Origin of the sequence: Desulfovibrio sp. Huiquan2017, from assembly GCF_017351175.1 — a bacterium.
Taxonomy (GTDB): Bacteria; Desulfobacterota; Desulfovibrionia; order Desulfovibrionales; family Desulfovibrionaceae; genus Pseudodesulfovibrio.
Genome location: NZ_JAFMPN010000014.1, coordinates 30,231 through 53,934 on the forward strand (window position 1 = coordinate 30,231; position 23,704 = coordinate 53,934).

A 23,704-nucleotide genomic window follows, 5' to 3' on the forward strand; every position below is an offset into this window, starting at 1 on the left:
CTCCAACCCCCCGGCTCACCCATGGAGTCCAGAACATTCCAGGTATTGGAGTTCCCCAAGATCCTTGGGGCCTTATCCGGTTTCGCCGTGTCGGAACCCGGGGCTTCCGCGTGTCTTGCCATCCACCCCTATGACACCCTCACGGCCGTGCGCCGCGCCGGTACCCTGTTCGACCAGGGAGCGGCCTGGGTGGGCGAATCCGGTTTCTCCATGCGCGCCTTTCCCGAAGTGGGCGGCATCTTTCCGCATCTGGATAGCGAACTGGCCGTGCTCGACCAGGATGCGCTCTTCGCCCTGAAGGTTATTCTGGATTTGGCCCGCGACGTCCGCGATTCCCTCGCAGGCTTTGAAGAACGCGGCTGGGACGTGCTCCGAGCCGAGCTTTTCGCCTACGACTGGCCGCAACGGACCGTTTCCGGCATCACCCGCTGCCTGGACGCCGAGGGACAGATCAGGGACGAAAGTTCCCCGGACTTGCAAGCCGTGCGCCAGGAAATTCGGGCCATCCACCAGCGCTGCACCAAGCGGGTCAAGGACTTCATCCTCCAGGAAAACCTGGGCGCAGCCATGCAGGACGAATTCATGACCGTCTCGTCCGACCGTTACGTGCTGCCCATCAAAGCGAATTTCAAGAACAAGACCAAGGGCATCATCCACGACTATTCGCAGACCGGCGAAACCTGCTACTTCGAACCGATTTTCCTGGTGGAGACCAACAACAAGCTCCAGGAACTCAAGCGAGAGGAGCGGGCCGAGGAATATAAGGTCCTGCAATACCTGACCTCCCTGGTACGCCAGGAACAAGATGCGATCCACGGGGCCTATGACGGGCTGGTCACCCTGGACGTGCTCTCGGCCAAAGTCCGCCTGGCCGCCGCCTATGGAGGCCGAACCATCGAAGTGGCGGAGGAGGGGGCGCCCAAGCTCCTCAAGGCCCGCCATCCGCTTCTGGCCCTGTCGGACGAGTCGGTCCATGCCGTGAACATTGAGCTGTTGGACGGCCAGCGGGCCATGATCGTCAGCGGCGGCAACGCGGGCGGCAAGACCGTCTGCCTCAAGACCGTGGGACTCATCGGCCTGATGGCTTTTTCCGGCCTGCCGGTCCCGGCCGCCGAAGGCAGCCGCCTGCCCCTGTGGGACGACATCTTCGTCATCATGGGCGACGAGCAGTCTCTGGAGGAGAATGTTTCCACCTTTACCGCCCAGATCAAATATTTGCGGCGGGTCTGGGATAAGGTGGACGATCGCTCCCTGTTCATCCTCGACGAATTCGGTGCGGGCACGGACCCCACCCAGGGTGCGGCCCTGGCCCAGGCGGTCATCGACTCCTTGCTGGAAAAAGGGGCCACCGCTTTCACGGCCACACATTTCCCCGCGCTCAAAGCCTACGCCATGGCCACCAAAGGCGTGCGTGCGGCCAGCGTGCTCTTTGATCCGAGCACCAAGAAGCCGCTGTTCCGGCTGGCCTACGATCAGGTGGGCGCGTCCATCGCCCTGGATGTGGCCCGAGAACACGGCTTGCCCTCCGTCATTCTGGAACGAGCTGAAAAATATCTCCTGTTGGACGGTTCGGACACCTCCGCCGTACTGGACCGCCTCAATGCCATGGCCGTGAAGAAAGAGGCCGAACTGGACGCCATCGAGGAGGAGCGCACCCGTATTGAAAAGAAGCGGGCCACTCTCGAAAAGAAGTTCGAGAAGGAGCGCACCAAGATTCTCAAGGACGTTCAGTCCAAGGCCCAGGAAGTGGTCAAGCAGTGGAAGACCGAGCGTATCGGCCAGAAAGAGGCGCGCAAGAAGCTTCATCAGGCGCGGTTGCGCATCGAGGACATCGTCCCGGAACGCAAAAAAGACTCCACCTTTTCCTTCTCAGATATTGTCCCGGGCGGAAAAGTATCGTATCCGGCATGGAACAAGTCGGGTACCGTGCTGGAAATCAATGAGAAAAAGAAGCAGGCCAAGGTGGACATCGGCGGCGTGGCCATGTGGGTCAAGGCCGAACATCTCGGCCCGGCCAACACCGTCCCCGGCGGGCAGTCCAAGCCTGCCGCGACCAAGGCTCCGGTCCCGAGCGACCTCGTGGTCGAGGTGGACCTGCGCGGACATCGGGCCGATGAGGCCCTGAGCGAATTGGAACGGGCCCTGGACAGCGCCCTGCGCAAAGGCGCGGGCAGGATGGAGATCGTGCATGGCCGGGGAACCGGAGCGCTCAGGCGCGAGGTGCACGAGTTCCTCAAGTATTATCCGGCGGTGGAGAGTTTCACCCTGGCCCCGGAAGACCGGGGCGGGGATGGTATGACCGAGGTAACGCTCAAGTAGCGGCTTTGCCGGAGGCTTTTGGTGGATAGAAGTGGTATCGAGGCCGTCAAGGCCCGGATCAATATCTCGGATGTAGTACGCCGGTATGTTGACCTGAAACCGGTTTCCGGCCGGTGGATGGGGGCATGCCCCTTCCATCAGGAGACCAAGCCTTCCATGTCCGTAAACGACGAGGAAGGGTTCTTCTATTGTTTCGGCTGTCAGGCCTCGGGTGACGTCATTGATTTTTACGGACGCATCAACGGGCTGGATTTCAAGGAATCCCTGGAACAGTTGGCCGCGGAATGCGGGGTGGAGTTGAGCCATGTGCCGCCCGACCCGCATGCCGCTGAACGCAAGGCCCGGAAGCAGGTGCTTCTGGACATGCACGACGAGGCCAACCTGTTCTTTCAGCGCAATCTGTCCCTGGCCTCCGGTGACCTGTGCCGCCGTTATCTGACCGATCGGGGCATGACCCCGGAGATGATCGCCAAATTCGGCCTGGGATATTCCCCGGAAGACTGGCATGGCCTGGACAATTTTCTGCGCACCAAGGGGCGGAATCCCGAGGACGGGGTCGAAGCCGGCCTTTTGTCGAAAAACGAAAAGAACAATATTTACGACCGTTTTCGGGGGAGATTGATTTTTCCCATCCAAAATTTGTCCGGTCGGGTCATTGCTTTTGGCGGCAGAATAATTACTGAAGGAGAACCCAAGTATCTGAACAGCTCGGATACGCCGATATACAAGAAGGGCGACCACTTGTATGGGCTCAATCTGGCCCGGTCCACCATGACCCGCACCAAGCGGGCCATTCTGACCGAAGGATACATGGATGTCATATCGCTCCACCAGTTTGGCTACACCGACTCCTGTGGTGTTCTGGGCACGGCCCTGACGGCCGATCAGGTGAAGCGGCTGGCCGGTTTCTGTTCGCGCGTCGATCTGGTCTTCGACGGCGACGGAGCGGGACGCAAGGCGGCCATGAAGTCCAGCAGGATGATCCTGCTTCAGGGCGTGGCCTGCCGGGCGATTCTCCTGCCCGACGGCGAGGACGTGGACAGTCTGCTCCAGACCAGGGGAGCGGAAGGGTTCGAGGCGTGCATGAGCACGGCTCCGGACGGTTTGACGTTTTGCATGAACACCCTGCGGGAGGAATACGCCCCCAGGGATATTATGGCTTGGGCCAAGAGTTTTTTGTCGGAATTGGCCGACGCGTCCTTGCGGGCGTACTACCTGCCCCGGTTGGCGACCGGGCTCGGCTTGTCGGAGGCTGACTTCAGGCGCGACGCGGGTGCGACAGCACCGCAACAGCGCAATCCACGGCATCAACCTCGACAAAAGCAACGAGTCGAACAGCAACCGGCCATGGGGGTCGGCAAGGATTTTGCGGATGATCGGTATTTTTTACGGTTTTCGATCCAGTATCCGGACTACGTGACGGAGCTGGCCAAAAGGGGAATGACCCAGGTTCTTCGTACCGAATGGGCGAGGGCACTGTGGGAGAAGCTCGAAAGAACGCAGCAAGGCCACGTCGCAAGCCTGCTGAACGAACAGGAAAAAGGCTTCTACTTCCGGTGCCGCGAAGAACTGCATGAGAACGTCCTCTCCGGCCGGGAACTGCAGGAAGAATGGAATCATATTTGTCACGCGATCGCGCTTGAGCAGCAAAAGCTGGACAAGCGCCAGCTCACAGAGGCCATACGCCAGGCACAGCAGAGCGGGGACACTGAACGGGCCATGCAGTTGCTGGCCCTGAAGGACTCCCGCAGGAGGGATGATGAGCAACATTAAGGAAATCCAACAGATCAAAGCTCTTATCGCCGAAGGTAAGAAAAAGGGATTCCTGACATACGAAGAGTTGAGCAAGGCGCTGCCTTCCGACTACAACAGCCCGGATCAACTTGAGGAAATCCACGCCATTTTCGACCAGATGGATATCGCCCTGGTGGATTCTGACGATTCCGATAAGAAGCTGACCGAGGATGACGACGACAAGGAATTGGAGTTCGACGACAACGACGATGATTCCACGGAGTACGCCTCGCGCAGCACCGACCCCGTGCGCATGTACCTGCGCGAGATGGGCGCCGTGCCGCTTCTCGACCGTGAGGGCGAGGTGGTCATCGCCAAGAAGATTGAAAACGGCGAAATGGACGTCCTCTACTCGTTGGTGGAAGTCCCCGTGGCCGTGGAAGAGCTTATTTCCGTGGGCGAGGATCTGGAAGACGGCCGCATCAAGCTCAAGGACGTGGTCAAGACCATTGAGGAAGACGATCCGTCCGAAGACGAGATGAACCAGCGCCAGCGGGTCATTTTCCTGCTTGCCGAGGTCAAGAAGCTCTACAACAAGAAAAAGAAAATCTACGACAAGCTCGATTACTGCGCCTGCCTGGACAAGCGCGTATACGGCGTGCAGCAGGAAATCCTCAGTTACAAGGAGGAGATCGTCACCCGGCTGCGTGACATCAAGCTCGAAAAGACCCTGATCGACCGCATCATTGAGACGGTCAACGACTACGTGCGCCAAATGCACAACTGCCAGCGGGACCTGTCCGCCTATGTCCTGTCCGTGGGCAAGACCAAGGCCGAGATCGAAGAGCTCTTCAAACAGGTGGACGACCGGACCCTCAACCCGGTGGCCGCCTCAACCGAGCTCAACATGACCGTGGAGGAGTTCTTCTCATTCAAGGAGATGCTCGCGGGCAAGCTGGAGATCATGCACCGGCTTCAGGACAAGTGCCGCCATTCCGTGCATGACCTCGAAGAGGTTCTCTGGCGCATCAAGTCCGGCAACCGAACCGCCATGCAGGCCAAGCAGGAACTCATCCGCGCCAACTTGCGTCTGGTGGTCTCCATCGCCAAGAAGTACACGAACCGCGGCCTGCAATTCCTGGATCTGATCCAGGAAGGCAACATCGGCCTGATGAAGGCCGTGGACAAGTTTGAATACCAGCGCGGCTACAAGTTCTCGACCTACGCAACGTGGTGGATTCGCCAAGCCATCACCCGCGCCATCGCGGACCAGGCCCGGACCATCCGCATCCCGGTGCATATGATCGAGACCATCAACAAGCTCATCCGCACCTCGCGCTACCTGGTGCAGGAACTCGGCCGCGACCCGTCGCCCGAAGAGATCGCCGAGCGCATGGACTATCCGCTGGAGAAGGTCAAGAAGGTCTTGAAAATCGCCAAGGAGCCCATTTCCCTCGAAACCCCCATCGGCGACGAGGAAGATTCCAGCCTGGGCGATTTCATCGAGGACAAGAAGGCTACCGCTCCCGCCGAAGAGGTGGTTTCCACCAAGCTCGGCGAGCAGATAGCCTCGGTCCTGTCCGACCTGACTCCGCGCGAGGAGCAGGTTCTGCGCAAGCGGTTCGGCATCGGCGAGAAATCCGACCACACCCTTGAGGAAGTGGGCAAGCTCTTCAACGTCACCCGTGAACGCATCCGCCAGATCGAGGCCAAGGCGTTGCGCAAGCTTCGCCATCCCGTGCGCAGCGCGCTGCTTAGGTCCTACTTCGAGAACTAAACTCCAAGGGCCGGGAAGCACATCGCTTCCCGGCCCTTTTTTTTGCCATGGAACATCCACTCGGCGTCTTCATCATCCCCGCCCTGGCCGTCATCCTCGACGCGTGGCTCGGCGACCCGGCCGCCTGGCCGCATCCGGTCCGACTCATCGGCAAGGGGCTCGACCTCTACGAATCTGCCGCCCGAAAAATCGATATTAATCTTCGCTTGGCGGGTTGGCTGGCCGTACTCCTGTTCGCCTGGGCCGCCTGGTTCATCGTGACGAAACTCACGGCCATCCCATATCTCGGCCCACTTCTGGCTGTGTACTTCGCTTACGCGGGACTGGCTCTGGGCTGCCTGTTGCGTGACGCCCGCAAGGTGGTCGAACGTCTCGACGCCGGGGATCTGCCGGGAGCACGCACGGCCCTGTCCATGCTCGTCAGCCGCGAAACCGCAGGGCTCGACGCACCCGCCATCCGCCGCTCCCTGGCCGAAACGGTCAGCGAAAATCTCAATGATGGCTTCACCGCGCCGCTGTTCTATCTCGCGCTCTTCGGCCCCGGCGGCATGTGGGCCTACAAGACCGTATCCACCATGGACTCCATGTGGGGCTACCGAACGGACCGCTATGTTGCGCTGGGGCAGGGCGGGGCCAGAACCGACGACCTTCTGGCCTGGCTCCCGGCCCGGTTGACCGCCTTGTTTTTGTTTGTCGCAGCCAGGCGGCTCGGCTTGAAGTCAACCACGGCCCGGGCCCGCTTTCGCGCGGATGCTCGCAAGATGGAAAGTCCCAACGCGGGCTGGCCCATGGCCGCCGCGGCATGGCTCATGGAAGGGCGGATGGGCGGCCCCACCATCTATTTCGGGAAAGTGAAGGACAAGCCCGTGCTCGGGCCGGAAGGAACGTCGTGGGATCGCGCAAAGCTCCACCGGTTATTTCGCCTGGTGCGCGGCACCGGCACTCTGGCGGCCTGTGCGCTCATCCCCCTGCTGGGATTGGTTCGGCTCGCCCTGTAGGCGTTTTGGGCATGTCGAAAAAAAGGGCTTCGCGTGAAGCCCTTTTTTTGTCTTATTTCTCGCCCAACTCTATGCTTCGATAATAGGATTCGAAGACGCCGTCGATGATGTCGCCTTTCATGGCCTGCCGGTCAAAGTGCATGAGCGCGCGGATGGTCGTGCCACCGGGAGAGGTGACCATTTCGCGCAGTTCGGACACCGAGTGTTCGCTCTGGTCGGCCATGACAGCCGAGCCGAGGAAGAGGCCCTTGACCATCTCCACGCTTTGCGGTCGGGTCAGCCCCAAGGCCACGCCGGATTCGATCATGGCTTCCATGAAGTAGAACACATAGGCCGGGCCGGAGCCGATGACCCCGGTAAAGGCGTCGAAGAGCTTCTCCGGCAGTACATGCACCTGGCCGATGGAGGCGAACAGCTCCGGAACCAGCGCCTTGATCTCGTCGGTCAGATTGTGGTTATCCAGGCAGATCGCCGACACGCCATGCCCCACCAGGGCCGGAGTGTTGGGCATGATGCGCACCACGGGGCAGCAGTCCTTGGTCCAGTCCTCGTAGGTGGACAGGGGAATGCCCGCGCAGATGGCGACGAGGCATTTGGTGCTGTCCAGCGAGGGCGTCAGTTCCTTGACCACGGGTTCGGCGTGCTGCGGCTTGACGGCCAGGACAATGTAGTCGCACGCCTTGGCGAGGTCGGTCGCGCTCTCGTGAATGATGAGCCCGTGTTCCCTGTTCAGCCGTTCCAAGTTGGCCTTGTTGAAGTCCATCCCGTGCAGCTCGATGTCGTCGCGCGAGGCCAGACCATTGGCAATGGCCGCCCCCATGTTCCCTACGCCTATGAACCCGATTTTCTTAGTCATTATCCCACCAGCTCGTCGTCGTTGAAGAAGTATGCCACCTCGGTCTTGGCGGTTTCAGGACCGTCGGAACCGTGGCAGGAGTTGTTCTGGATGTTCTGGCCGTAGGTGGCCCGGATGGTGCCGGGAGCGGCCTCGGCCGGGTTGGTCGCGCCCATGAGCGCGCGGTATTTCTCGATGGCGTTTTCGCCTTCGAGGCAGGAGACCACTACCGGTCCGGAAATCATGTAGTCCACCAGCTCACCGAAGAAGGGACGCTCCTTATGCACCGCGTAAAAGCCCTCGGCCTTGGCGCGATCCATGTGGATCATCTTCATGCCTTTGATCTTGAGGCCGGAGTCGGTGATCATTTTCAGGATCTCGGCGATGAGACCGCGCTCGACCGCATCGGGCTTGATGATGGAAAAGGTTCGTTCGATTGCCATGGAAGCCTCCGTTTGTCTGTTACTGTCCTTATACTTGTCGGCAAAGATTTGCCAGCATCAGGATTGCGGCCCGCACCGGCCTCAACCCAACAACATGCGGTCGGAAACCCCTTCGTCCCCACGCAGGCGCGAGAAGCGTTCCAGGAGATCTTCGACCTTGAGATTCCTTTTCTCCCCGCCCTCTATGTCCAAAACCACCTGGCCGCGATGGAACATGATCAGCCGGTTGCCCAGGGCGATGGCCTGCTTCATGTTGTGAGTGACCATGAGGGTGGTCAGGTTGAGCGAGCTGACGATTTCCTCGGTCAGGTCCAGAACCATGCCCGCAGTCTTGGGGTCCAGGGCGGCAGTATGTTCGTCGAGCAACAGCAGCCTGGGGCGGACCAGGGTGGCCATGAGCATGGTCAGCGCTTGGCGTTGGCCGCCGGAAAGCAGCCCCGTGTGGGTCTTGAGGCGATTTTCCAGGCCGAGCCCGAGGATGGCGAGTTTTTCCCGAAAATAGTCGCGGTCCTTGCTCTTGACGCCCCAGGACAGCCCCCGGACCATGCCGCGCTTGTTGGCCATGGCCAGATTCTGTTCGATGGTCGCCCCGGCGCAAGTCCCGAGCAGAGGGTCCTGGAAGACCCTGCCGATCAACGAGGCTCGCTTGTGTTCCGGCCACTTGGTGATGTCCAGCTCGTCGAGCACGATGCGCCCGGAATCCACCGGGAAGGAACCGGCCAGGGCGTTCAGGAAGGTGGACTTGCCCGCGCCGTTGGAACCGATGATGGTGATGAAATCGCCGTCCTTGACCTCAAGATCCACGCCGTTCAGAGCGGTGACCTCGTTGACGTCGCCTCGATTGAAGGCCTTGGTGATGTGGGAGATGGAAATCATTTGGACCTCCCGGCCAGGAACTGGCGCTTCATCTTGGGCATGACCAGGGCGAAGACCACCAGGATGGCGGTGATCAGGTTCAGGTCGCTGGGAGTGATGGCGAAGGAGCCGAGCTTGAGGCCCAGGGCCAGGCCGATGGCGATACGGTAGAGCACCGAGCCGAGCAGGGCAGCGATGAGCGCACGGGTGATGGTCTTGTCCCCGAACACGGTCTCGCCGATGATGACCGAGGCCAGGCCCGCCACGATGGACCCCACACCCATGTTTACGTCCGCCGCACCTTGATTCTGGGCCACCAGAGCGCCGGAGGCGGCGACCAGGGCGTTGGACAGCCCCACGCCGAAGATAATGATGTTGTCGGTGTTCACGCCTTGGCTGGTGATCATCTGCGCGTTATCGCCCGTGGCCAGAAAGGCCAGGCCGAGTTCGGTGTGCAGGAACCAGATAAGCACGAAGACGACGGCGAAGCAGATCAGCCCGAAGAGCAGGGGAGTGGAATGCTGGGGCAGCATCCCGGTAAAACCGTTGAACCAATCCACCACGGTATCCTGCCCGAGCAGGGCCATGTTCGGCCGTCCCATGATGCGCAGGTTGATGGAGTAGAGCGCGATCATGGTCAGGATGGAGGCGAGCAGGTGGAGAATTTTGAATTTCGTGTTCAGGACGCCGGTGACCATGCCCGCCAGGAATCCGGCCCCCGCGGCCATGAAAATGGACAGGAGCGGAGAGTAGCCCGAGGTGATGGCCACGGCCGAAACTGCGGCGCCCAGCGGCAGACTGCCGTCCACGGTGAGGTCCGGAAAATCGAGCACCCGAAAGGTCAGGTATACGCCGATGACCATGAGGCCGTAGGCGAAACCCTGCTCGATGGCGCCGAAGAATGCGTAGAGAGTCATAAACAATCCTAGTGGTTGCCGGGCCGGAACGTCGCGGACGGGCACGGTGGAAAATAAAAAAGGCGCGTTGTTGAAGCAACGCGCCTTGTATCTTTTCTGAGCCCGATTGGCAAATGCGTTTCGTGTCTAGCGAATGACCTTGACCGCCCGATCGACGACCGATTGGGGCAGGGTTACCCCCATGGCCTGCGCGGCCTTGAGGTTGACGTGCAGGTTGAGGTCGTTGAGAAATTCCACGGGCATGTCGCCGGGCTTTGCGCCGTCCACCAGAATGCGGGCGACCATGTCGCCGGTTTGCAGCCCCATCTTGTAGTAGTCCACGGCCACGGCCGCGATAGCGCCGCGGGCCACGGAGTCCACGTCGGCGACGATGAGCGGCAGCCGGTTGTCCTCGCAAACCTTGACGGCGGACTCGATGGCCGAAACCACGGTGTTGTCCGTGCCCACGTAGATTACGTCACAGCGGCCCACCAGGCTCTTGGCGGCCTGGTACACGCCGCTGGAGTTGGAGATGGTCGCTTCTTCCACGTTGATGCCTAACTTGGCGGCCTCTTCCTTGAGGGCCTTCAGGTTGGGCACGGAATTGGGTTCGCCGGAGTTGTAGATGATGCCGATGGTCTTGACGTTCGGTACGATCTCGCGGATCAGGGCCACCTGTTTGTCCAAGGGGCTGAAGTCGGACATGCCGGTGATATTCCTGCCGCCGGAGTTCTTGAGATCCTTGACCAGTCCGGCGGTGACGGGGTCGGTCACGCCGGTAAAAACGATGGGCCGGTCATGGATCTTCTGGGCGCAGGCCTGGGCGCCGGGGGTGGCGATGGCCACGATCACATCGGGCTGTTCGCCGATGATCTGGCTGACGATCTGGGTATTATTGGCCATGTTGTTCTGTGCGTTGTGCACGTTGTAGGTGAAGTCAATGCCCTTTTCCTTAAGTCGGTCGGCCACGCCGTCACGCATGGCGTCCAGGGCGGGATGCTCCACGATCTGAGTCACGGAGACCACGTACTTCTTGCCGGCGAAGGCGGTGGAGGCGACCAGCAGGACGGCCACCATGAGCAACAGTATTTTTTTCATCGGGAAACTCCTCCTCGAAGTGCTTTTCAAGGAGGAACTTTGACCGCCTGACGGGCTTTTCGTCAAGGTATTTCCCTTTGGGGAGCCAGGGGGAGGGGCCCAAGAAAAGGGCCGCTCGCGGCGGCCCTTGAAACTCGTCGGAACCAGAAGGATCAGAAACGGATTTCCTCTTCCTTGATGACCTTGAAGGACTTGTTGCCCTTGACCCGGCCGGGAAGGCCCTGGAATTTGCGCACGCCTTCGACTTCGGCTTCGAGAAGCTCGTCCTCGTCGGTGTCGAGCAGGATGATGTCGCCCTCCTGGAGATAAAGCAACTGGCGGCCGGAGATGCTGGTCCGGCCCAGGCGAATGACCATTTCCACGGGCGTCTCCATGAGCCGCTCCTTGAAGCGGTTGATCCAGACGTGGTCCACTTCCAGGCGCTCAGATTGAAAGGAGGCGTGCAATTTCGAGCGGATGGGCTCCATTGTGGCATAGGGCAGGCAGACGATGAGCGAGCCGATGGCGTTTTCCAACTCCACTTCGAAGGTGACAACGATGACCACGTCCGAAGGCGGTACGATGGCCGCGAACTGAGGGTTCACCTCGGTACGGACCAACTCGACGTGGACCTCATGCACCGGCTTCCATGATTCCTCCATGTTGGCCAGGGCGATTTTGACCACGCGCTCGACAATGGCTTGTTCGATAGGCGTGAAGTCGCGGCCCTCGACCTTGGGCTGACTGCCCGCGCCGCCGAAAAAGTTTTCGACCAGGGCGAAAACCAGGCGGGAATCGACCACGAGCAGGGCGTTGCCGCGCAGGGGGTCCATCTTGAAGATGGAGATGGAGGTCGGCACCGGCAGGGAACGCATGAAATCGCCGAACTTGGACATGTCGATGGAGATGGGGTTGATGTCCACCCGCTTGCGCATGGTGTTGGCCAGGGCGTTGGTGCACAGGCGCGCGAAACGGTCGTTGACGATTTCGAGCACGGGCATGCGGCCGCGAATGATCCTGTCCTGATTGGCCAGGTCAAAGGAGACCACACCGGTATCGTCCTCCGGTATCTCGGTCTCGGTCTCGACATCCCCGCCGGAAAGGCCCCGGAGCAGGGCATCAACTTCATCTTGTTCGAGGATTTTGCTCATCTGGAGAAAGCCCCATGTTCGCCGATCTTACGGCCCGTTTGACCGGCACGCGCCGGAAAATTGAACGTCATTGGAACAATTAGCAAAAAACGGGCCGTACCGTGAATTTCCTATCGACGGATTTCTCAAATTCCTTATGTCCCTGCATATCGCTTCGCCCCCTTCCTGGCAACGAAATCGCGCTTTTTTCGGCCCATTTTGCACGAGATTGTTTAGATAAAGACATGATTTAGTCAAATAGCAATATTCGCATGTTTCAATATTCCAGTGAATTAAAGCAGATGGAGTCTCTCGGAACGGGCATTGCCCCAACGTGTCGAAAACCGTACGCGGAAGGGAGGGAAGCGTCTTCGGCAACGGGAGATACGCGGGCGTGGCCTATTCCGGAGACAATTTCGACAGGGTGATAACCTGGATGGCCGGATTCCGGCTGTCCTGCCAGGCCCTCAACGCCTCCAGGGTCTGGCGGTAGGGATGGCCGATGGCGATGGCCCGACCCTGTCGTTGGGCCACCCGCTCGGTCTTGCGCAACTGGAGCAGAATGGCGTTCACATCCTTGACGTTGTCCAGAAAGGTGTCCCGCTCGTAGAAGGGGATGCCCACGTCCTTGGCTGTAGCACGGCCCACGCTCTTGCCCGAGGTAAGGCTGTCCAGGAAAAACAGGCCATGGCGCTTGAACTCGGTCAGGGCGACCTTCATGCCCGCCTTGTCGGCCGTGAATCGCGAGCCCATGTGGTTGTTCACCCCAATGGCTTCGGGGATGCAGGCGAGGTTTTCCTCCACACGCTGCCGGACCTGGTCCGCGGTCATGGACGCGAACAGGGCGTCGTCCCCGGGTTTGACTTGAGGGTAGCCCATGGGTTCCATGGGAAAGTGGACGAGCAGGTCGTGTTGCGTCCGGGTTATCAACTTTACGCACTCGCGGGTGTGGCTGGCGTGGGGCCAGACCGCGAAGGTCAAGGGCAGGTCGAGTCCGGCCAGCCCTTTGAGCACACCGTAATTCTCGCCTACGTCGTCGATGACCACCACCAGCTTGGGCCCTTTGGCCTCGGGCCGGGCGAGGATTTGCGGCGTGGCTTCGAGGAGCAGCCTGTGGGTGCGCCTGCCGTTGATTTCAATGACCGCCTCGGTATCGCCGTTGTCCAGCAGGACCGCCTCGGGCAGACGGTCGAAGAGGCGCTTGCGCAGAGTGACCAGGAAATGATTACGGTCTTTGACCTTGGGGAATTGGAGGACCTGATAGTGGTAGCCGCTGTCCTCGAAGCGGCGCATTTCCACATCCACGAGGTCGAGGTCATGCATCTTGAGGCCCAGGTCCCGCATGGTCTCGATGATGGCGAGGTCGGCTTGCTTGACCTTGTCTTCCATATCCGAGGTGGCTTCCTCGAAGACCTTGTCGCGCCGGGGCTCCTCGCGGCGTGCCTCGGCCACGGGCGTGATCACCTGGGGCGGCGGAGTCTCCTTGGTCAGGAGCATCCAGCCAAGCCCGGCCAAGGCCAGGAAAGCGAGGGTAAAGAGCAGAATGAGAGGACCGGGCCGATAGATCCTCTTCAAGAATCCATCGAGCCCGGTCTGTTCTTCAACATTGTTGTCTGGAGCGCGGTCATCCATGGGCGCGGCCCGGTCTGCCTACTGAAGTTCCTTCATGCGGGGCAGGCTCTTGACCAGCTCCAGGGACATCCGCAACTGGTTGTCGCGGGCAAGCATGTCCTTGGCCTTTTCGGCATCTTCGTCCTGCTTGCGCTTGGCGGTCTTCTGGCCGTTTTCCAGGTGGCCGCTCAGGTCCTTCTCGCGGACCGTGAACCGATCACGCATGGCCATTTCGTCTTCCCGGGGCGCCTCAAAGGGAATGCGCAGGTCGGGCTCGATGCCCTTGGCCTGAATGGAGCGGCCGCTGGGGGTGTAATAGAGCGAAGTGGTCAGCTTGATGCCCGAACCGTCGGACAGTGGGATGATCTGCTGGACCGACCCCTTGCCGAAGGAGCGTTCGCCAACGATGAGCGAACGCTTGCGGTCCTGCAGGGCGCCGGCCACGATCTCCGAGGCCGAGGCCGACCCTGCGTTGATCAGAGTGACCATGGGCACCTGGACGTCGTCGGCGCTCTTGGAAGCGAAGAAATCCTTGCGGTCAGCGGGATTCCGGCCCTGGATGTAGACGATGGTGCCGTCCGCCAGGAAGGTGTCCGCTACGGAGACAGCCTGATTCAACAAGCCTCCGGGATTGTTGCGCAGGTCGAAGACGATGCCCTTGAGCTCGTGCGATTTGCGGTACAGATCGATGGCCTCGCGCAGGTTCTTGGTAGAGGACTCCTGGAACTTGGTCAGGCGCAGGTACAGATAGCCGTCTTCCAAGGACTGGGTCTTGACGTTGACGATGGGAATGGTCCCGCGAACGATGGCCACTTCCTGAGGCTTGTTGGAATCCTTGTGCAGGATGAGCAGGGAGACGGAGGTGCCCTTTTCGCCGCGAATAAGCTTGACCGCGTCCATGAGGGTCATGTCCTGGGTGGACTCGCCGTCGATTTCAAGGATGAAGTCGCCCGCCAGCAGGCCCGCCTTGTAGGCCGGGGTATCCTCGATGGGCGAGACGACCACGATGCGCCCCTGGTCCATGCTGATCTCGATGCCGATACCGCTGAACTTGCCGGCGGTGTCCACCTGCATGTCCTTGAAGTCCTCGGGCGAGAGATAGGTGGAGTGGGGGTCAAGCTCTTCCAGCATGCCCTTGATGGAATTATCGATGAGCTCCTTCTTGGTCACGGGCTTGACGTAGTTGCTTTCAACCAGGTCGAGCACCTGCGAGAAGGTCTTGAGTGCTTCAAATTGATCGCCCTTGGCCGCAATGGTCTGGCCCGGAGCGACGGTCAGGGTAAAAAGAAGCAGAAAAGTGACTATCCAAAGCGTAACACGCATGAATGCCTCCCGAATAACGGAGTCCTAATGTGTTGGGTTAACGACAATTCATCTCAGGGCTGTTAACCAAGTTTCTGGGTTAATTGGTTTTTGATGAAAACGCAATTCAAAATACAGCCCGGGCCCGTCCAGCTTGGGGAAATACCCCACAGTGCCGAGCGGCTCATTCTTCTCAACTTCCTGCCCGTTGCGCACAAATGTATCCGACAAGTATGCGTAAAGGCTATAATAATTGTAACCGTGGTAGATGATGACCACATGCCCGAAGCCACGTAACGTATCGTTGTGGACCACCTTGCCCCAAAAAATCGACTGTACCGTACTTCCGTCCGCCGCACCGATGGCCAGTCCGCGTTCCGGAGGACTGGCCTTGAGGTTGAAACCCGCGACCACGCGCCCCCGGACCGGCCAGGGCAGGGCGCGTTTATACAGGGCGAACCGCTTGGTCTTCTGGGACTGCAACTGGTATTTGAGATTCTCGATGGAGGCCAGGATGTCGGTCAGCTCGGTCTCGGCGTTTTCCTTTTGGCGATTGATCTTCCTGAGGTTCCGGCGCAGCGCGTACTGGTTGTTCAGGAGCCGGTCCTTGCTGCCGTTCACCTGAGCCAACTGCTTTTCGGCCTCTTCGGCCAGTTGACGCTGGTTCTCCAGGTTCAGGGCTATCTTCCGCGAATTGGCCCGGGCTTCGTCCAGCTTGCGGCTGGTGGCCGCATAGATATCCGCCAGCCAGTGAAAACGCCGGTCGAACGTGGCCCAGTCCTCCACGCCCTCAAAACGGGAGCGGACGTTCTGGAGATGCACCGGCCACAGGGTGCGCATGAGCCCGGACAACTCCATGGTGATGCGCTCCTTCTCCTTTTCCAGGGTGAAATGGTCCTGCTGGGCCTGACGCTCGTTCTCACGGATGTCGGCGAGGACTTTTTCCTGCTCCCGGATACGTCCTTTGAGCATCGTGACGTCGTGTTCGATGTCTGACAGCCGGGTGGAGATCCGGCCTGCCTTCTTTGTCAGTTCGCGGACCTTCCGCTCGTTCTCGTCCGCCTTCTGATGTTCCTTTTGCAGCGATTCGCTCAGGACCTCGTCCTGGGCCTGGGCACGAGCCAAGACCGGGAGCAGCAGAAGGCAACAGGCTGTCAGGACAAGAAATTTATGCATGCCGTTCTATTGTTCAAGGAAAGGTTGAAGGGGGCAATCATCGCACAGGCCCGCTTTTTTCCGGCACCAGTTCGCCCCAACTCGGACGATGAGGGCATGGTATTCGTTATACAGTGCCACATCCGCAGGCAGAGCGTCCATGAAAATGGCTTGCAGGCCATGGTAGTCGATGTCTTCCCAAGCCAGCCCGTGGCGGCCCATGAGCCGGGCCGTGTAGGTATCCACCACGAAGGTCGGGAAGTCCAGGGCGTAGAGCAGGATGCAGTCACCGGTTTCGGGCCCGATGCCGTTGATGGAGAGCACTTGGGGCCGCAGCTCGGCCAGATTGCGGTTCTTGAGGGAGAGTAGATCAAACTCCGCCTCGTCCTTGAGAAATTGCAGGAAATTGTGAATCCGCTTGGCTTTGATGTTGTAGTACCCGGCGGGACGGATGAGTTCGGCCAGTGCGGACAGAGGCAGCCCATGCAGGACTTCGGCGTCGAGCACGCTCGCGTCCTTGAGGTTGGAAAGGGCCTTTTCCACGTTCTTCCAGTTGGTGTTCTGGGTCAGAATGGCGCCGATGGCGATTTCGAACGGGGTCTCGCCCGGCCACCAACGGCTGGAGCCGAGCACCGCCAGCATGGCGCCGTACATGTCCATCAAGGTGCCGGACAGGGACATGCTAATCTCCCAGATCTTTCCAGACCAGGCAGATCCATTCGCCCTCGACGAAACGCCGGGGCTCGCCCAGGCCGCGCCTGCCGTAGGCCTCGGCCACGGCGTCCGACTGTTTGTCGGCCAGGATGCCGGACAGGACCAAGGTGCCGCCGGGCGCAACGCGGGCCAAGATATCCCCGGCCATCTCGATAAGCGGACCGGACAGGATATTGGCCACCACCAGGTTGAATGTCCGGCCAGGCTCCACGCAGTCGATGGAGCCTACGGCCAGGCGCATGGATTCGCTAACGCCGTTGGCGGCGAGATTTTCCACGGCGCAAACCACGGCCTGGGGGTCGATATCCAGCCCCACGCCGGTCAGGCCGAGCTTGGACAGGCCGATGCCGAGAATACCGGATCCGGTGCCCAGGTCCAGGAAGGTGTCGCCCTCGGCGATGGTCCCGGCCTTGGCCAGCCTGCCGATGGTCGCCAGGCAAAGCGATGTAGTAGGGTGATGCCCGGTGCCGAAAGCCATCTTGGGCTCAATGACGATATGGGTGGTTCCGTTCTTCTCCTCGTCGTTCAGCCACGGCGGGTAGATGCGAAAAGACTCACCGCAGTTGACCGGGACGAAGAAATCCTTCCAGGTCATGGCCCAATTCTCGGATTCCTGTTCCGACCAGGTCACATCCGCCTCGGGGAAGCGGGCCTGGAATTCCTTGACCATTTCATGCCCCAGAGGGTGGTCCTCCAGATACAGGGTAAATTTGCGACCGTTTCCGGCGGGCGTTTCCTCCCACCCGTGAGGGACTTTGGACGCGATGAAAACACCGGCCTCGTCGGCGGCCTGTTCGGGAATGGTGAATTGGATCTTGAGCAGGGTGGGCATGGGAGCGTCCTTTTTGGAATATGACAAGGCCGGGAACGTGCCCCGGCCTTGAATGGTTGCGTCATCAATAAGCCAAACTAGAATACCTTGTCGATGAACGAGCCTTTGCCCGTGTACCGGAAGTCGTAAAGGGTGGTCCGCTCGGCCTGCCCGGCCGCCTCGGATTTGACTTCGGCCAAGGTCTTGACCTCGTCGGTCGTCCGTTCGGCGGGGGAAACCCGTTTCGGTTCCTCTTCGCGGCCGGACGTATACTCCGGCGTGGACCCTATGGGGGCGACGGCGCTCATGACACGATACCTCACGTCACAGAATACGCTTTCGCCTCCGGGCGGTCAAGCCGACCTCCTCCGACTAGCCCTTCATCGAAGCCAGGACTTCGTCCAGGGCCTGCACAAAGGCCAGGATGTCGTCCTCGGTGACAGTCAGGGGCGGCACCAGCCGCAGGACCGTGCCCTGGGCCAGGTTACAAACCACCTTGTGCTCCAGCAGCCCCTTCCAGATCTCCGGGCCGTTCTTGGCCAGTTCGATGCCGAAGAGCAGGCCCAGGCCACGCGTTCCGGCGATGGTCTCGGGATGCTTCTTCTGAAGTTCGAGGACCCGTTCCCTGGTGAACTCGCCCATCTTCCGGGCGCGGTCGGCCATATTTTCCCCGAGCATGATGTCGATGACTTTGGCGGCCACGGCCGAGACCACGGCTCCGCCGCCGAAGGTGGTGGCGTGAGAGCCGGGCGTGAAGCCCCGGGCCACTTCGTCGGAGCACAAGACCGCACCCATGGGCAGGCCGTTGGCCAGCGCCTTGGCCGAGGTGAAGATGTCCGGGACAAGGCCGTAGTGCTGGTGCGCCCAGAACCGACCCGTGCGGCAGACGCCGGTCTGGACCTCGTCCACGATCAGCAGAATGCCGTTTTCCTTGCACAGCGCCGCAATGTCGTTGGCATATTCGGAGGGCAGGGGGCGTACGCCGCCCTCGCCCTGGACCATTTCGATCATGATCGCGGCGGTGTGGGCGTTGATGGCCCCACGCAGGGCGTTGACGTTGCCGAAAGGCACGGTCACGAATCCCTCGGGCAGAGGCGCGAACCCGTCCTTGATGGGACCGTACTGGCCGGTGGCGGTCAGCGTGGACAGGGTCCGTCCGTGAAAGGATTTCTCCAGGGTGATGATTTCGTAACGGTCCTCGTTCCGAATAGTGCGCATATATTTGCGGGCCAGCTTGATGGCCCCTTCGTTGGCCTCGGCCCCGGAGTTGCAGAAGAAAACCTTGCCCGCCGCACAGGTGGACAGCAGCTTCTCCGCCAGATCAAGCTGGGGTTCCTGGTAGAAGAGGTTGGAGACGTGGACCATCTTGCGGGCCTGCTCGGCCATGACCTCGGCCAGGTCTTCACGGCTGTGGCCCAGGGAGCACACGGCGATGCCCGCCAGGAAGTCGAGGTATTCGTTGCCGTCAAGGTCGTACAGGCGGCAATCCTTGGCCCGGGAAATCGCCAGGGGGTAGCGGCCGTAGGTCTGGCACAACAATTGCGATTCCCGTTCTTTTATGGCTTCGAATTTTGTAGACATATTCATTCTCTCTATTAGTGTTTCCCGGTGGACCCGAATCCTCCCGCGCCGCGCGCGGTGGAGCCCAATTCGTCCACGGGGGTGATTATCGCTTGAAATACGGGCATGAAGACGAGTTGTGCAATGCGCTGTCCGCGCCTTATTCGTCGTACTTCGCCAGAGGTATTGAGCAGTGAGACCTTGATCTCCCCGCGATAGTCCGGATCGATGACGCCGACGCCCTGGCTGACGGTCAGCCCTTCCTTGGTGCCCAGGCCGCTGCGCGAAAAGACGTATCCGGCCACGCTGGGCTCACGGATCTCGATGGCCACGCCCGCCGGGACGGCAACCTTTTCGCCGGGACCGATTTCGATCTCCTGGGCGTCGATGCAGGCTCTCAGGTCCAGCCCCGCCGAATGTTCGGTGGCGTAGGCCAGTTCGTTTTCTTGCCAAACCTCATGCAGGAACTTCACGTTCACGTCGATCTTGTTCATGGTGCGTCTCTATCCTTGTGTTGAACGAATGGTTGTTTATGTTCGCTTCAAAAGCAACTGTCAATAAATGGTCTTTGGCCCGCGCCGCATAAGGGCAAAGGAGAGGCGAGGCCTCCCGGCATGGCCGTCCGGCGGTATCCGCGCCCTCGGGGTAATAAAAAGGGCGCCGTTCCTCCGGAACGACGCCCTGACGGTTCGTCGAAACAACGGACGGATCAGCAGAGTCCTTCCCAGCAGAGCTCCAGGTGTTTTTCCTCGATTCGTCGAGTGGCCAGGCTGACGCCCACGGCCAGGACCAGGGAAACGGGCAGGGCGACCACGTTGGGATCGACCCATTGCATAAGCCACACCCAGGAGCCGGGCACGGCGTCGGCCACCAGGGTGGCCTTGCCGAACAGGGCCTGGCACAGCCCGATGAAGCCTGCTTCCTTAAGGTGGATGAAGAGCAGCCAGAACATGGAGAAGCAGAATCCGCCGACCATGGAAATCTTGGCGCCGGTCTTGGTCATGCCCTTCCAATACAGGCCGAGCACGTAGATGGGCAGAAACGAAGCCGCGCACAAGCCGAAGAAAAAGGCGGTGGCCCGGGCGATGACTCCGCCGGGCAGCAGCCAGGCCCAGACCAGGGTGGCGGCGATGGCCACGGTCACGCCAAGGCGATTGAGCTTCATGGACGAGCCGTTGTCGCCCACATTGACGTATTGTTCCAGGAAATCACGGGAAAGGGAGGTGCCGCCCACGTGGTATTGGGAGCTCATGGTGGACATGGCTGCCGCAAACATGGCCACGAGGAACAGGCCGGAGAACCAGCCGGGCATGACCTTGTCGATGTACAGGGGAATGATGCTGTCGAAATTGCCCCCGGCCATGGCGATGGCGATCTTGCCGAATTTCTGGAAGAAGACCACGTTGGACAGAGCTCCGGCGACAAAGGCCACGCCGGTCATGAGCAGGATGAAAACGCCGCCGATGGCCACGGCCCGGTTAAGCTCGCGGTCCGAAGGCACGGTCATGTAGCGGATGGCCAATTGCGGCTGCGCCAGTACGCCGATGCCCACGCCGTAAATGATGGTCGTGTACACGGTCAGACCGATGGGCGACTGGACATGCGGCCCGGTGGTCCAACCGGTCAGGCCGCCCTGGACCAGTTTGGCCGGAATCATGGCGGCCATGTTCGTCAGCGCCTGATGCGCCTGGGGCACTCCTCCGAGCATGGCATAGGTGGTGACGATGAGGATGAGCATCATAACGGCCATGATGGTCCCCTGAAAAGCATCGGTGTACATGACCGCTTTGAGCCCTCCGGTGATCACGTACAGGGCCACGATGGCGGTAACTACAAGCAGCCAGACGCCGTAGGAAATGGCCGGGAAGGCCACTTCGAGCATGCGGCAGATGCCGATCAGCACGGCCGCCGCATAGACCGGGATGAACACGAAGATGACCACGCCCGAGAACTGCTGGATGAATCTGGAGCCGTAGCGCCTGCCCAGGAATTCGGGAAAGGTATGCGAATCGAGCGCCAACCCCATACGTCGGGTGCGCTTTCCGAAAAAGACCATGGCCACGAAAATGCCCACAAAGATGGTCAGGAAGGTCAGCCAAAGCAAGGACATGCCAAACATGCCCGAGACGCCGCCGAAACCGACGATGGCCGAGGTGGAGACAAAGGTCGCCCCGTAGGACATGGCCAGGACGAACGGGTTCATGGCCCGTCCGGCAAGCATGTAATCCGTGGATTCCCGGGTTTTGAGCCAGGCCCGGTAGCCGAGGTAGAATATGACGCCGAGATAAAGGAGAACGCCGATGATCTTGCCGGTCATGACGCCCCTCCGCCGTTTTTGTCGGTTCCCCTGTTATTCCAATTCACAATTCCGTAAACGACACACAGAACCGTCGCCGCAACGGACAGCCAGAAGGCCAGCGCGATCTCTACACTCCCCAGTCCAAGCATCATGATGTCGCCCCTTGATTGCGGGCCGGAAGCGCGCCTTTGGCCAAACAAAAGGGCCGCAGACTTGTCGCCTGCGGCCCTGGTTGTGGATGAAACTACTGATCAGCTACACGCACACCTCGAAACCGCAGGCGCTTCTAAAAAAGCGAAAGCTAAAAAAGGAACGGGTGCGGTTGAGGTATGATTGCATATATTTTTCCTAGCCGCCAATCCGGTAAAAGTCAAGGGGGGCGGGGGAAGAGGGCGGGGCAGGGCGGCCAAAGGGGTGGGGTGGGACGATCAATACGTTTGACGTCTTGGTTGAGACGATTTCCAAATATATACATTACATGTAAATTCAGACAGTTAAAACTATCCTTGACAGGGAATGGAGTGATGTGTTTTGGTGACTCCCCTTTGCTATTCGGTATTATTGCCTGAATTGTGAAAGTTTCGGAGACATGCTCCGAGCGGTCTGTCCGCAAGATGACTTTTTTGGCAACTAACGAGAGAGGATACCTGTCTTGCTTTTTCAGCCCATCAACAAGAATTACCATGAGTTCTGTATTCAACGGGACCCGGAGCTGTGCATTAACTGCAAGGTCTGCGTCCGCCAGTGTTCATACGAGGCTCACTATTGGGATGAAGCCCGGCAAAAAGTCATGCACGACAATTCCAAGTGCATCGGCTGTCACCGTTGCGAGGCCCTGTGCCCCACCGCGGCCCTGAACATCATCAAGAAGCCGTCGGATTTCAGGACGAACAGCCTGTGGCGTCCTGTGTTCCTGCAAAACATCTACAAACAGGCGGACACCGGCGGCGTACTCCTGGCGGGCATGGGTTCCCCGGTGGATATCCCGGTCTACTGGGACCGCATGCTGCTTGATGCCAGCCAGGTGACCAACCCGTCCATCGACCCCTTACGCGAGCCCATGGAGCTGAAGACTTTCCTGGGCGCCAAGCCGCGCAAAGTGGAGATAGAAACGGACCGGAAGACCGGCAGGACGACCCTCAAAACCAAACTGACCCCGCAGCTCGAACTGGACGTGCCGATCATGTTCGCGGCCATGAGCTTTGGGGCCATCAACTTCAATCTCCACCGGGCCATGGCCCGTGCGGCCACCGAGTGCGGAACCTATTACAACACCGGCGAAGGCGGCCTGCACAAGACCTTATATAAATACGGCGAGCACACCATCGTCCAGGTGGCCTCGGGGCGCTTCGGCGTGCACCGTGACTACCTCCGGGCGGGCGCGGCCATTGAAATCAAGGTGGGGCAGGGCGCCAAGCCCGGCATCGGCGGGCACCTGCCCGGCGGCAAGGTCAACGACAAGGTTTCCGAGACCCGCATGATCCCCATCGGGTCCGACGCCATCTCCCCGGCCCCGCACCATGACATCTACTCCATCGAGGATCTGCTTCAGCTCATCTACGCCCTGAAGGAAGCCTCGGAATACAAGGCCCCGGTCTCGGTAAAGATCGCGGCCGTGCACAATGTCGCCGCCATCGCCTCGGGCATCGCCCGGGCGGGTGCCGACATCATCACCATCGACGGCATGCGCGGCGGCACGGGCGCGGCCCCGGCCATGATCCGCGACAACGTGGGCATCCCCATTGAGCTGGCCCTGGCCCAAGTGGATCAGAGGCTGCGCGACGAGGGCATCCGCAACAAGGTCTCGGTGGTGGCGGCTGGCGGCATCCGCTGTTCCGGCGACGTCATCAAGGCCATCGCGCTGGGCGCGGACGCCGTGTATATCGGCACGGCCACACTCATCGCCGTGGGCTGCACCATCTGCGGCCGCTGCTACACCGGCAAATGCCCATGGGGTATCGCCACCAACGACCCCAAGCTGTCCAAGCGCCAAAACCCGGACATCGCGGCCAGGAAGCTGGCCAACCTGATCCGTGCCTGGGGGCACGAGATCGAGGAGATGCTCGGCGGCATGGGGCTCAACTCCATCGAGTCCCTGCGCGGCAACCGTGACAAGCTCAGGGGCGTCGGCCTTTCCGACACCGAACTCGACATCCTCGGCATCAAGCATGCCGGGCGTTAAGCGGAG

Annotated in this window: 21 protein-coding genes; 5 read left to right on the top strand and 16 right to left on the bottom strand. The window is 60.3% G+C overall.

Translation table 11 applies throughout. The features are described from left to right. Positions 1–21: 21 nt before the first annotated feature. Genes J0909_RS13000 through cbiB form a run of 4 tightly spaced genes read left to right on the top strand, consistent with a single transcriptional unit; the run spans position 22 to position 6,828 of the window. Complete coding sequence (locus J0909_RS13000; protein WP_207263440.1) at positions 22–2,319, top strand: endonuclease MutS2; 2,298 nt, start codon at positions 22–24, stop codon at positions 2,317–2,319. Positions 2,320–2,340: 21 nt separating this feature from the next. Next, positions 2,341–4,092, top strand: coding sequence for a DNA primase (gene dnaG, locus J0909_RS13005; protein WP_207263441.1), 1,752 nt, complete (start codon positions 2,341–2,343; stop codon positions 4,090–4,092). Next, complete coding sequence (gene rpoD / locus J0909_RS13010) at positions 4,079–5,830, top strand: RNA polymerase sigma factor RpoD (RefSeq protein ID WP_207263442.1); 1,752 nt, start codon at positions 4,079–4,081, stop codon at positions 5,828–5,830. The genes dnaG and rpoD overlap by 14 nt, the downstream gene beginning before the upstream one ends. A gap of 47 nt (positions 5,831–5,877) precedes the next feature. Further along, positions 5,878–6,828: an adenosylcobinamide-phosphate synthase CbiB gene (cbiB, locus tag J0909_RS13015; protein ID WP_207263443.1), complete on the top strand. Its 951-nt coding sequence runs from the start codon at positions 5,878–5,880 to the stop codon at positions 6,826–6,828. A 52-nt stretch (positions 6,829–6,880) separates the two neighbouring features. On the opposite strand, the gene proC is transcribed toward cbiB, so the two are convergent. From proC to J0909_RS18570, 16 genes are all read right to left on the bottom strand, one after another. Further along, positions 6,881–7,684, bottom strand: coding sequence for a pyrroline-5-carboxylate reductase (gene proC / locus J0909_RS13020; protein WP_207263445.1), 804 nt, complete (start codon positions 7,682–7,684; stop codon positions 6,881–6,883). Further along, on the bottom strand, positions 7,684–8,106 hold the full coding sequence (gene ndk / locus J0909_RS13025) for a nucleoside-diphosphate kinase (protein ID WP_207263447.1): 423 nt from the start codon (positions 8,104–8,106) through the stop codon (positions 7,684–7,686). The genes proC and ndk overlap by 1 nt, the downstream gene beginning before the upstream one ends. Positions 8,107–8,187: 81 nt before the next feature. Continuing rightward, a complete protein-coding gene (locus J0909_RS13030; RefSeq protein ID WP_207263450.1) occupies positions 8,188–8,982 on the bottom strand; it encodes an ABC transporter ATP-binding protein in 795 nt (264 codons plus the stop codon). Further along, positions 8,979–9,878, bottom strand: a complete 900-nt coding sequence (locus tag J0909_RS13035) for an ABC transporter permease (protein WP_207263452.1) — start codon at positions 9,876–9,878, stop codon at positions 8,979–8,981. The genes J0909_RS13030 and J0909_RS13035 overlap by 4 nt, the downstream gene beginning before the upstream one ends. A gap of 126 nt (positions 9,879–10,004) precedes the next feature. Beyond that, entirely contained in the window at positions 10,005–10,955 is a 951-nt protein-coding gene (locus tag J0909_RS13040; RefSeq protein ID WP_207263454.1) for an ABC transporter substrate-binding protein, read from the bottom strand. A 152-nt stretch (positions 10,956–11,107) separates the two neighbouring features. Then, positions 11,108–12,085, bottom strand: coding sequence for a flagellar motor switch protein FliM (gene fliM, locus J0909_RS13045; RefSeq protein ID WP_207263455.1), 978 nt, complete (start codon positions 12,083–12,085; stop codon positions 11,108–11,110). Between the two features lie 378 nt (positions 12,086–12,463). After that, a complete protein-coding gene (locus tag J0909_RS13050; protein WP_286182013.1) occupies positions 12,464–13,639 on the bottom strand; it encodes a divergent polysaccharide deacetylase family protein in 1,176 nt (391 codons plus the stop codon). Between the two features lie 75 nt (positions 13,640–13,714). Next, complete coding sequence (locus tag J0909_RS13055) at positions 13,715–14,998, bottom strand: S41 family peptidase (RefSeq protein ID WP_207263459.1); 1,284 nt, start codon at positions 14,996–14,998, stop codon at positions 13,715–13,717. A 48-nt stretch (positions 14,999–15,046) separates the two neighbouring features. Further along, positions 15,047–16,153: a murein hydrolase activator EnvC family protein gene (locus tag J0909_RS13060; protein ID WP_207263461.1), complete on the bottom strand. Its 1,107-nt coding sequence runs from the start codon at positions 16,151–16,153 to the stop codon at positions 15,047–15,049. Positions 16,154–16,159: 6 nt separating this feature from the next. After that, a complete protein-coding gene (locus J0909_RS13065) occupies positions 16,160–16,813 on the bottom strand; it encodes an endonuclease III domain-containing protein (RefSeq protein ID WP_207263463.1) in 654 nt (217 codons plus the stop codon). A 1-nt stretch (position 16,814) separates the two neighbouring features. Further along, complete coding sequence (locus J0909_RS13070) at positions 16,815–17,678, bottom strand: 50S ribosomal protein L11 methyltransferase (RefSeq protein WP_207263465.1); 864 nt, start codon at positions 17,676–17,678, stop codon at positions 16,815–16,817. A gap of 77 nt (positions 17,679–17,755) precedes the next feature. Continuing rightward, positions 17,756–17,965, bottom strand: a complete 210-nt coding sequence (locus J0909_RS13075) for a hypothetical protein (protein ID WP_207263466.1) — start codon at positions 17,963–17,965, stop codon at positions 17,756–17,758. A gap of 64 nt (positions 17,966–18,029) precedes the next feature. After that, complete coding sequence (locus J0909_RS13080; RefSeq protein ID WP_207263468.1) at positions 18,030–19,238, bottom strand: aspartate aminotransferase family protein; 1,209 nt, start codon at positions 19,236–19,238, stop codon at positions 18,030–18,032. A 14-nt stretch (positions 19,239–19,252) separates the two neighbouring features. Then, positions 19,253–19,711 (bottom strand): dUTP diphosphatase, encoded by a 459-nt coding sequence (gene dut / locus J0909_RS13085; protein WP_207263470.1) that lies wholly within the window; start codon positions 19,709–19,711, stop codon positions 19,253–19,255. 215 nt (positions 19,712–19,926) lie between these two features. Beyond that, on the bottom strand, positions 19,927–21,534 hold the full coding sequence (locus J0909_RS13090; protein WP_207263472.1) for a sodium:solute symporter family protein: 1,608 nt from the start codon (positions 21,532–21,534) through the stop codon (positions 19,927–19,929). Further along, positions 21,531–21,668, bottom strand: a complete 138-nt coding sequence (locus tag J0909_RS18570) for a symporter small accessory protein (protein WP_353616776.1) — start codon at positions 21,666–21,668, stop codon at positions 21,531–21,533. Before J0909_RS18570 ends, J0909_RS13090 begins: the two co-directional genes overlap by 4 nt. 500 nt (positions 21,669–22,168) lie before the next feature. On the opposite strand from J0909_RS18570, the gene J0909_RS13095 reads away from it, so the two are divergent. Next, positions 22,169–23,698: a glutamate synthase-related protein gene (locus J0909_RS13095; protein WP_207263474.1), complete on the top strand. Its 1,530-nt coding sequence runs from the start codon at positions 22,169–22,171 to the stop codon at positions 23,696–23,698. Positions 23,699–23,704: the final 6 nt, after the last annotated feature.

Coding starts and splice junctions, on each gene's coding strand:
- J0909_RS13075 (WP_207263466.1), bottom strand. CDS start 17,965: ATGAGCGCCGTCGCCCCCATAGGGTCCACGCCGGAGTATACGTCCGGC.
- cbiB (WP_207263443.1), top strand. CDS start 5,878: ATGGAACATCCACTCGGCGTCTTCATCATCCCCGCCCTGGCCGTCATC.
- proC (WP_207263445.1), bottom strand. CDS start 7,684: ATGACTAAGAAAATCGGGTTCATAGGCGTAGGGAACATGGGGGCGGCC.
- J0909_RS13055 (WP_207263459.1), bottom strand. CDS start 14,998: ATGCGTGTTACGCTTTGGATAGTCACTTTTCTGCTTCTTTTTACCCTG.
- J0909_RS13035 (WP_207263452.1), bottom strand. CDS start 9,878: ATGACTCTCTACGCATTCTTCGGCGCCATCGAGCAGGGTTTCGCCTAC.
- J0909_RS13080 (WP_207263468.1), bottom strand. CDS start 19,238: ATGTCTACAAAATTCGAAGCCATAAAAGAACGGGAATCGCAATTGTTG.
- J0909_RS13040 (WP_207263454.1), bottom strand. CDS start 10,955: ATGAAAAAAATACTGTTGCTCATGGTGGCCGTCCTGCTGGTCGCCTCC.
- fliM (WP_207263455.1), bottom strand. CDS start 12,085: ATGAGCAAAATCCTCGAACAAGATGAAGTTGATGCCCTGCTCCGGGGC.
- J0909_RS13000 (WP_207263440.1), top strand. CDS start 22: ATGGAGTCCAGAACATTCCAGGTATTGGAGTTCCCCAAGATCCTTGGG.
- J0909_RS13065 (WP_207263463.1), bottom strand. CDS start 16,813: ATGTCCCTGTCCGGCACCTTGATGGACATGTACGGCGCCATGCTGGCG.
- J0909_RS13090 (WP_207263472.1), bottom strand. CDS start 21,534: ATGACCGGCAAGATCATCGGCGTTCTCCTTTATCTCGGCGTCATATTC.
- rpoD (WP_207263442.1), top strand. CDS start 4,079: ATGAGCAACATTAAGGAAATCCAACAGATCAAAGCTCTTATCGCCGAA.
- J0909_RS13070 (WP_207263465.1), bottom strand. CDS start 17,678: ATGCCCACCCTGCTCAAGATCCAATTCACCATTCCCGAACAGGCCGCC.
- ndk (WP_207263447.1), bottom strand. CDS start 8,106: ATGGCAATCGAACGAACCTTTTCCATCATCAAGCCCGATGCGGTCGAG.
- J0909_RS13060 (WP_207263461.1), bottom strand. CDS start 16,153: ATGCATAAATTTCTTGTCCTGACAGCCTGTTGCCTTCTGCTGCTCCCG.
- dut (WP_207263470.1), bottom strand. CDS start 19,711: ATGAACAAGATCGACGTGAACGTGAAGTTCCTGCATGAGGTTTGGCAA.
- J0909_RS18570 (WP_353616776.1), bottom strand. CDS start 21,668: ATGATGCTTGGACTGGGGAGTGTAGAGATCGCGCTGGCCTTCTGGCTG.
- J0909_RS13030 (WP_207263450.1), bottom strand. CDS start 8,982: ATGATTTCCATCTCCCACATCACCAAGGCCTTCAATCGAGGCGACGTC.